The sequence below is a fragment of the Streptomyces phytophilus genome (assembly GCF_013870535.1).
GTDB lineage: Bacteria > Actinomycetota > Actinomycetes > Streptomycetales > Streptomycetaceae > Streptomyces > Streptomyces phytophilus.
On sequence record NZ_JACBXC010000168.1, the window covers coordinates 1 to 7,794 of the forward strand.

Sequence of the window (7,794 nt, forward strand, 5' to 3'; positions counted from 1 at the left end):
GACGAGGCGCTGGGCCGGCTCGACGCGGACACCGAGGCGGAGAAGGCCCGCGAGCTGGTCGCCCGCAAACTCCGGTCCACCCGGGGCCTGGACCGCGAGAAGCGCATCCGCCGGCTGGCGGGCATGCTGGCCCGCCGGGGCTACGGGGAAGGGCTGGCGATCCGCGTCGTCCGGGAGGCGCTGGAGGCGGAGGGCGAGGACGCGGAAGACCTGCTGGAGGACTGACGGCGCGGGGCCCGCGGCCGGTGTCTGCGGCGCCGGAAGCGGCCTTCGCGCGGCCCGGGGTGTGTCGGCGTACCGTCTCCGGACGGAGAGGAGGGCGGCGAGGGAGAGGGCTCTGTGCTGCCGTACAAGCCTGGCCCGGCAGGGGGTGAGCAGTCCGGGGTGACGCGGCCCGTGGCGGGCCGGGGGCGGTGTCCTCGCCGCCCGAACCCCGCTACGTGTACCTGTGCGGTACGCGAGGCAGAGCCTCCGCCGTACCCGCGTGTCCGGCCGCCGCCGCGGCCGGTTCGCGACACTCCTCGCCGCGCAGGGCGGCAGCCCGGGGACCAGGTCCCGGGCCGGATGGTGCCGTGCCGGGTCTCAGACCCGGCGGAGGACCGCGACGACCTTGCCGAGGATCGTCGCCTCGTCGCCGGGAATCGGCTGGTACGCCGTGTTGTGCGGGAGCAGCCACACGTGGCCGTCCTCGCGCTTGAACCGCTTGACCGTGGCCTCGCCGTCCAGCATTGCGGCGACGATGTCGCCGTTCTCGGCGACCGGCTGGCGGCGCACCGCGACCCAGTCGCCGTCGCAGATCGCCGCGTCGATCATCGAGTCGCCGACGACCTTCAGCACGAACAGCTCGCCGTCGCCGACGAGTTGCCGCGGCAGCGGGAACACGTCCTCGACCGACTCCTCGGCGAGGATCGGGCCACCGGCGGCGATCCGGCCGACCAGCGGCACGTACGACGCGGCGGGCTTGCCCGTGGTGTCGGTGGCGGCCTGCGTGGTGGGGGTGTCCGCGCCGCGCACCTCGTACGCCCGCGGCCGGTGCGGGTCGCGGCGCAGAAAGCCCTTGCGCTCCAGGGCCATCAGCTGATGCGCGACGGAAGAGGTGGACGAGAGGCCGACGGCCTGGCCGATCTCGCGCATCGACGGCGGGTAGCCGCGGCGCTGCACCGAGTCGCGGATGACCTCGATGACCCGGCGCTGCCGCTCGGTCAGGCCCGAACTGTCGGCCCTGATGCCGGGCGGGCGCCCGGGCATGGAGCGCTTGGGTGGCTGCGCCTCGCCCTCACGGCCGTCCCCGGAAGGCGGCGTGAGCTGCGGCTCTGCTGCCTGCTGGGGCCGTTCGTGGGCGGCGATGGCTGTGGTGTCTGCGGTAGTGGTCACGTCGTCGGGCCCCTCTGGAGACGGGTCTCTCTCTCGTAGGACCAACGGTAGTTCCTTTCGAAAGGTTGCGCCAAACACACGTTCGAGTGAAAAACTTCGGTTTCACTTCCGTGATCCATCAACTGGGTGTAAAGCGCTGGCCTGATGGCTGTCCGCGGCCCGCTGCCCGCTCCGTGCCGCCCCGTGCCCTCCGAGGGGTGCCGTCCAGTTTGTCACCCTCTCCCCGCCCGTGTCGCCGTCCGTGCGCTCACGTAGGCTGCGGATATCCCGAAGGGCCCCGCCCGTGTCCCGTCCGGCGTCCCGCCCCGTGTCCTGCCCGATCGCGCGGCGCGGCAACACGCTCTCGGCCCTCAATGGCAGCCAAACCCCAGATCTAGTGGTTAGATGGGTGTCAGCAGCCCACAAGTTGTGGTCCCCCTTCCTCTCACCGGAAGGGCATCCCATATGCTTGGAGTCTGCTCCGGCGGGCCGCGGGGGGTCGCCGGACCGACGTGTCGTGCGCGAGAAGGGGAGGGTGGAGAACGATGCACTGCCCCTTCTGCAGGCACCCCGACAGCCGGGTCGTCGACAGCCGCACCACCGACGACGGCGCAGCAATCCGCCGCCGCCGGCAGTGCCCCGACTGCTCGCGCCGCTTCACCACGGTGGAGACCGCGTCCCTGATGGTCATCAAGCGCAGCGGGGTCACCGAGCCCTTCAGCCGCGCCAAGGTGATCACGGGCGTCCGCAAGGCGTGCCAGGGCCGCCCCGTCACCGAAGACGCGCTGGCCCAGCTCGGCCAGCGGGTCGAGGAGGCGATCCGGGCCACCGGCAGCGCCGAGGTCTCCAGCCACGACGTCGGGCTCGCCATACTGGGCCCGCTGCAGGACCTCGATCTCGTCGCCTACCTGCGCTTCGCCTCCGTCTACCGCGCCTTCGACTCCCTTGAGGACTTCGAGGACGCCATCACGCAGTTGCGGACCGCGGACAGGCCCCCCGCCGACAGCGGCGGCCCGGACGGACAGGACGGCCAGGCCCCACCTCCCGCGCCGGGCGACCCCGGCGCGCCCGGCCCCGGCCGCAGTCCCGGCCGCGGCGAGGCCCCCGGAGTCCCGTCACCCGGCAGAGCGGCCGGCTGACACCCACCGCGGGCCACCCCGTCATCCACACCCGGCCGGTGCGCGCCGCAGCGCGCCGTCCGCCTGCGGAACAAGCAGTTCAAGAACAGGAATCGTGCCCGGGAAGATGCGGGCACATCAGGGCGTTCACGCCCGTATAGGGAGGCGGCATGACAGAGACGGCGAGCGGCCCGGCGCGTAGTTCCCGCAAGGGCGGCGCCAAGGGGAACAAGGGCCTGCGCATCGAGCGAATCCACACCACCCCCGGTCTGCACCCGTACGACGAGGTGGAGTGGGCGCGCCGTGACGTCGTCATGACCAACTGGCGCGACGGTTCGGTCAACTTCGAGCAGCGCGGCGTGGAGTTTCCCGAGTTCTGGGAGGCCAACGCCGTCAACATCGTCACGAGCAAGTACTTCCGCGGTGCGGTGGGCACCCCCAAGCGGGAGACCAGCCTCAAGCAGGTCGTCGACCGGATCGTGAAGACGTACCGCAAGGCCGGCGAGGACCACAGGTACTTCGCCTCGCCCGCGGACGCCGAGATCTTCGAGCACGAGCTGGCGTACGCCCTGCTGCACCAGATCTTCAGCTTCAACTCGCCGGTGTGGTTCAACGTCGGCACCCCGCAGCCCCAGCAGGTCAGCGCCTGCTTCATCCTCTCCGTCGACGACTCCATGGAGTCGATCCTCGACTGGTACAAGGAAGAGGGGATGATCTTCAAGGGCGGCTCCGGCGCCGGCCTCAACCTCTCCCGCATCCGCTCCAGCAAGGAACTGCTCTCCTCCGGCGGCAACGCCTCGGGACCCGTCTCCTTCATGCGCGGCGCCGACGCCTCCGCCGGCACCATCAAGTCCGGCGGCGCCACCCGGCGCGCGGCGAAGATGGTCGTACTCGACGTCGACCACCCCGACATCGAGGCGTTCATCGAGACCAAGGTCAAGGAAGAGGAGAAGATCCGCGCCCTGCGCGACGCGGGCTTCGACATGGACCTCGGCGGCGACGACATCACCTCCGTGCAGTACCAGAACGCCAACAACTCGGTGCGCGTCACCGACGACTTCATGAAGGCCGTCGAGAACGACGCCCAGTTCGGCCTGCGCGCCCGTATGACCGGCGAGGTCATCGAGGAGATCGGCGCGAAGAAGCTGTTCCGGCAGCTGGCCGTGGCCGCCTGGGCGTGCGCCGACCCCGGCATCCAGTACGACGACACCATCAACCACTGGCACACCGCGCCGGAGTCGGGCCGCATCACCGCCTCCAACCCGTGCAGCGAGTACATGCACCTGGACAACACCTCGTGCAACCTCGCCTCGCTGAACCTGATGAAGTTCCTCAGGCAGGACGCCGACGGCCGGCAGAGCTTCGAGGTCGAGCGCTTCACCAAGGTCGTCGAGCTGGTCATCACGGCGATGGACATCTCCATCTCCTTCGCCGACTTCCCCACCCGGAAGATCGCCGAGAACACCCGCGCCTTCCGCCAGCTCGGCATCGGCTACGCCAACCTCGGCGCCCTGCTCATGGCCACCGGCCACGCCTACGACTCGGACGGCGGCCGCGCCCTCGCCGGCGCCATCACCTCCCTGATGACCGGCACCGCCTACAAGCGCTCCGCGCAACTGGCCGCCTCCGTCGGCGCGTACGACGGCTACGCCCGCAACGCCACCGCCCACAAGCGCGTCATGCGGCAGCACGCGGACGCCAACGGCGAGGCCAAGCGCATGGACGACCTGGACACCCCCGTCTGGGCCGCCGCCACCGAAGCCTGGCAGGACGTGGTCCGCCTCGGCGACAAGCACGGCTACCGCAACGCCCAGGCGTCGGTGCTGGCCCCCACGGGGACCATCGGCCTGGCGATGTCGTGCGACACGACGGGCATCGAGCCGGACCTGGCGCTGGTGAAGTTCAAGAAGCTGGTCGGCGGCGGCTCGATGCAGATCGTCAACCAGACCGTGCCGATGGCGCTGAAGCGGCTGGGGTACCAGGAGGAGCAGATCGAGGCGATCGTGGCGCACATCGCCGAGCACGGCAGCGTCATCGACGCGCCCGGGCTGCGGCAGGAGCACTACGAGATCTTCGACTGCGCCATGGGCGACCGGGCCATCTCCCCGATGGGGCACGTCCGGATGATGGCCGCCACGCAGCCCTTCCTCTCGGGCGCCATCTCCAAGACCGTGAACATGCCGGAGAAGGCCACGGTCGAGGAGATCGAAGAGGTCTACTACGAGGGCTGGAAGCTGGGGCTCAAGGCCCTCGCCATCTACCGCGACAACTGCAAGGTCGGCCAGCCGCTGTCGGCGAAGAAGAAGGAGGCCGACACGGTCGCCGACAAGGCGGAGGAGACGATCCGCGAGGCCGTGGAGAAGGTCGTCGAGTACCGCCCGGTGCGCCGCCGCCTCCCCAAGGGCCGCCCGGGTATCACCACGTCCTTCACCGTCGGCGGCGCCGAGGGGTACATGACCGCCAACTCCTACCCGGACGACGGGCTGGGCGAGGTGTTCCTGAAGATGTCGAAGCAGGGTTCGACGCTCGCGGGCATGATGGACGCCTTCTCGATCGCCGTCTCGGTGGGCCTGCAGTACGGGGTGCCGCTGGAGACGTACGTCTCGAAGTTCACGAACATGCGCTTCGAGCCGGCGGGCATGACGGACGACCCGGACGTGCGGATGGCGCAGTCGATCGTCGACTACATCTTCCGCCGGCTGGCGCTGGACTTCCTGCCCTTCGAGACCCGCTCGGCGCTCGGCATCCACTCGGCGGAGGAGCGCGAGCGGCACCTGGAGACGGGTTCGTACGAGCCGACGGACGAGGAGCTGGACGTCGAGGGCCTGGCCCAGTCCGCCCCCCGCGAGCCGGCCCCCCTGCCGACCCCGCCGGTGACGGTGGAGCAGGCCAAGCCGGCCCCGCAGGAGGCGCACACCTCGGCGGAGCTGGTGGAGATGCAGCTCGGCATCCAGGCCGACGCACCGCTGTGCTTCTCGTGCGGCACGAAGATGCAGCGGGCGGGAAGCTGCTACATCTGCGAGGGCTGCGGCTCGACCAGCGGCTGCAGCTGAGGCAGGCGCGGCTCGCGGCGCCGCCGTGCGTGACGTGAACCGCGTGTGCAGCTGAGCGCACGCCCCGAGGGGGACCGGCCACCCGGCCGGTCCCCCTCGTCGTGTTCTGCAGCGGAGCGCCGCGTCAGCCCGCGGTCGCCCGGGCCGCGTGTCGCAGGTACGGGAGGAAGCCGGCGACCGACGGGGGGTGGGCCGTGGTGCGGGGGGTGGCCGTGTGGAGGGTGCGGGTGGGGGCGTCTTCGGGGTGCAGGGCCGCCAGGGTCACGCCGTGGGGGAGGGCGCCGGCGGCGAGTGCGGGGACGAGGGTGAGGCCGAGGCCGGCCGCGACGAAGCCGAACTTCGCCGTCCACTCGCGGGCGACGTAGTCGATACGGGGCCGGAAGCCCTGGCGCAGGCAGGCGCTGATCAGCGTCTCCTCCGGCGCCTGGCTGCCGGCGACCCAGCTTTCGCCGGCCAGGTCCGCCAGCCGCAGCGGGCGGGTGCCGCCGGCCAGCCGGTGGCCGGCGGGCAGGGCGACGAGCACCGGGTCGTCGAGCAGGTGCGCCAGCTCCACCGCCTCGTACGCCGCCACCTGCTCCGGGTAGCCCGACACCAGCGCCAGGTCCAGCGCGCCGGCGGCCAGCGCGGCGACGTGGTCGCGGCTGTAGCCCTCGACGTGCGTCACGAGAACGCCCGGATGGTCGGCGGCGAACGCCGCCAGCGCGCGGGGTACGAGGGCGGCGTCCGCGGTGGCGAAGGAGCCGAGCCGCAGCCGGCCGGCGGCCAGCCGGTCCAGGGCGGCGAGGTCGCGGCGGGCGTCGGACAGGCGGTCGAGGGCGGCCTCGGCGTGGCCGAGGGCATGGCGCCCCTGCTGGGTCAGCCGTACGCCCCGCGGCAGCCGGTCGAAGAGCGGGGCGCCGAACTCGGCTTCCAGCGCGGCGATCTGCCGGGAGACGGCGGACTGCGTGAAGCCCAGTTCGCCGCCCGCGGCGGTGAAGGAGCCGTGGCGGGCGACGGCGCGGAAGACCTCCAGCCAGGCGGTGTCCATACGGTGCTCCGGGTGGTGAGACATGCGGCGTACGCATCCTATGCATGCGAGACATTCGCTGGTCGGATGGTTCGCGGGCGCCTAGCGTTTCGGCCATGACGCTGCTGAAGACCTTCGACGACCCCGCCGCCGTCCCGCCGCCCGCCGGCCACTTCTCCCATGTCGTACGCCTCGGCCTCGGTGGCGGCGGTGCGCTGCTGTTCGTCTCCGGGCAGGTCGCCCTGGACGCCGGCGGGCGGGTCGTCGGGCCCGGGGACATGCGCGCGCAGGCCCGGCATGTGATGGAGAGCCTCGGGGCGATCCTTGCCGCGCACGGCGGCACGTTCGCGGACGTCGTGAACATCCGCTCGTTCGTCACCGACATGAGCCTGCTCGCCGAGTACGCCCAGGTGCGCCGCGGGTACTTCCCGGGGCCGCCGCCGTCCAGCACCACCGTCGAGGTGTCCCGGCTCTTCCGGGACGGCGCGCTGCTGGAGGTGGAGGTCGTCGCGGCGGTGACCGGCGGTCAGGGGGCGTGAACTGCCGCTCGCACGCCGGTGATCGCCGCTGAGCCAGGCCGTACGATGGCGCGGTGCTGGTCAAGTGGATTCGCTGCACCGTGGTAGACCGCCGGGGTTTCGAGCGGGGGCAGCGGAAGTGGGCGGGGCTGCCCGGCGAACCGGGCTTCCTCGGACAGGGCGGGGGCTGGAGCCGCGCGCGCGAGGGTGTGGTCCACCTCATCGCCTTCTGGGAGAGCAGGGCGCTGTACGACTCGTTCATGGCCCGCTCCCACGACCGGCTCGCGGCGGCCCAGCTCGGCACGTTCCGCGACATGCGGGTACGTCTCTTCGAGCAACGGATGGACGTGAAGGTGGGCTTCGAGCCGCGGTTCGACGGCGCGGACGTGATGCGGCTGGCGCACTGCCGGGTGCGCGAGGAGCGGGTGGAGCACTTCACGCTGATGCAGGAGAAGGTGTGGAACCCGGCGATGGCGGGGTCGCCGGGGATGCTGCGGGGGGTGCTGGGGCAGTCCGGGGAGGGGGAGTTCCTGGTGCTGTCGCTGTGGTGGGCGGAGGCGGAGCACGGCAAGTACCGCGAGGAGCGGGTGGAGCGGCTGGCGCTGCGCGCGCAGACCGCGGCGGACGTGGCGGCGCTGGCGGGGGACGTGGTCGATCTGGAGACCTCCTGGACCGTCTGACCGGGCGCCCGGCCGCTACGCTGTGCCCGAGATGACACCGGACCCCGCTTCCGCCCCGCCACCGGA

The 7,794-nt window shown here is 71.8% G+C and carries 6 protein-coding genes and 1 pseudogene; 5 read left to right on the forward strand and 2 right to left on the reverse strand.

All coding sequences use genetic code 11. From position 1 onward, the window contains the following. Positions 1–225: pseudogene (locus H5J30_RS11255) on the forward strand (recombination regulator RecX); the annotation flags it as partial. A 357-nt stretch (positions 226–582) separates the two neighbouring features. Here H5J30_RS11255 and lexA read toward each other — a convergent pair. Next, complete coding sequence (gene lexA, locus H5J30_RS11260) at positions 583–1,374, reverse strand: transcriptional repressor LexA (protein ID WP_181787292.1); 792 nt, start codon at positions 1,372–1,374, stop codon at positions 583–585. Positions 1,375–1,898: 524 nt separating this feature from the next. On the opposite strand from lexA, the gene nrdR reads away from it, so the two are divergent. Continuing rightward, positions 1,899–2,492 carry a transcriptional regulator NrdR gene (gene nrdR / locus H5J30_RS11265; protein WP_181787293.1) on the forward strand — a complete coding sequence of 198 codons (594 nt, stop codon included), beginning with the start codon at positions 1,899–1,901 and terminating at the stop codon, positions 2,490–2,492. Between the two features lie 149 nt (positions 2,493–2,641). Then, the gene (locus tag H5J30_RS11270) at positions 2,642–5,524 is read left to right on the forward strand and encodes a vitamin B12-dependent ribonucleotide reductase (protein WP_181787294.1); all 2,883 of its coding nucleotides are present in this window, start codon (positions 2,642–2,644) and stop codon (positions 5,522–5,524) included. A gap of 124 nt (positions 5,525–5,648) precedes the next feature. Here the strand turns inward: H5J30_RS11270 and H5J30_RS11275 are convergent, their stop codons facing one another. Further along, on the reverse strand, positions 5,649–6,551 hold the full coding sequence (locus H5J30_RS11275) for a LysR family transcriptional regulator (protein ID WP_181787295.1): 903 nt from the start codon (positions 6,549–6,551) through the stop codon (positions 5,649–5,651). 95 nt (positions 6,552–6,646) lie between these two features. Between H5J30_RS11275 and H5J30_RS11280 the strand changes: the two genes are divergently transcribed. Next, positions 6,647–7,069: a RidA family protein gene (locus H5J30_RS11280; RefSeq protein WP_181787296.1), complete on the forward strand. Its 423-nt coding sequence runs from the start codon at positions 6,647–6,649 to the stop codon at positions 7,067–7,069. A gap of 53 nt (positions 7,070–7,122) precedes the next feature. Then, positions 7,123–7,728, forward strand: coding sequence for a YdbC family protein (locus H5J30_RS11285; protein WP_181787297.1), 606 nt, complete (start codon positions 7,123–7,125; stop codon positions 7,726–7,728). Positions 7,729–7,794 lie beyond the last annotated feature (66 nt).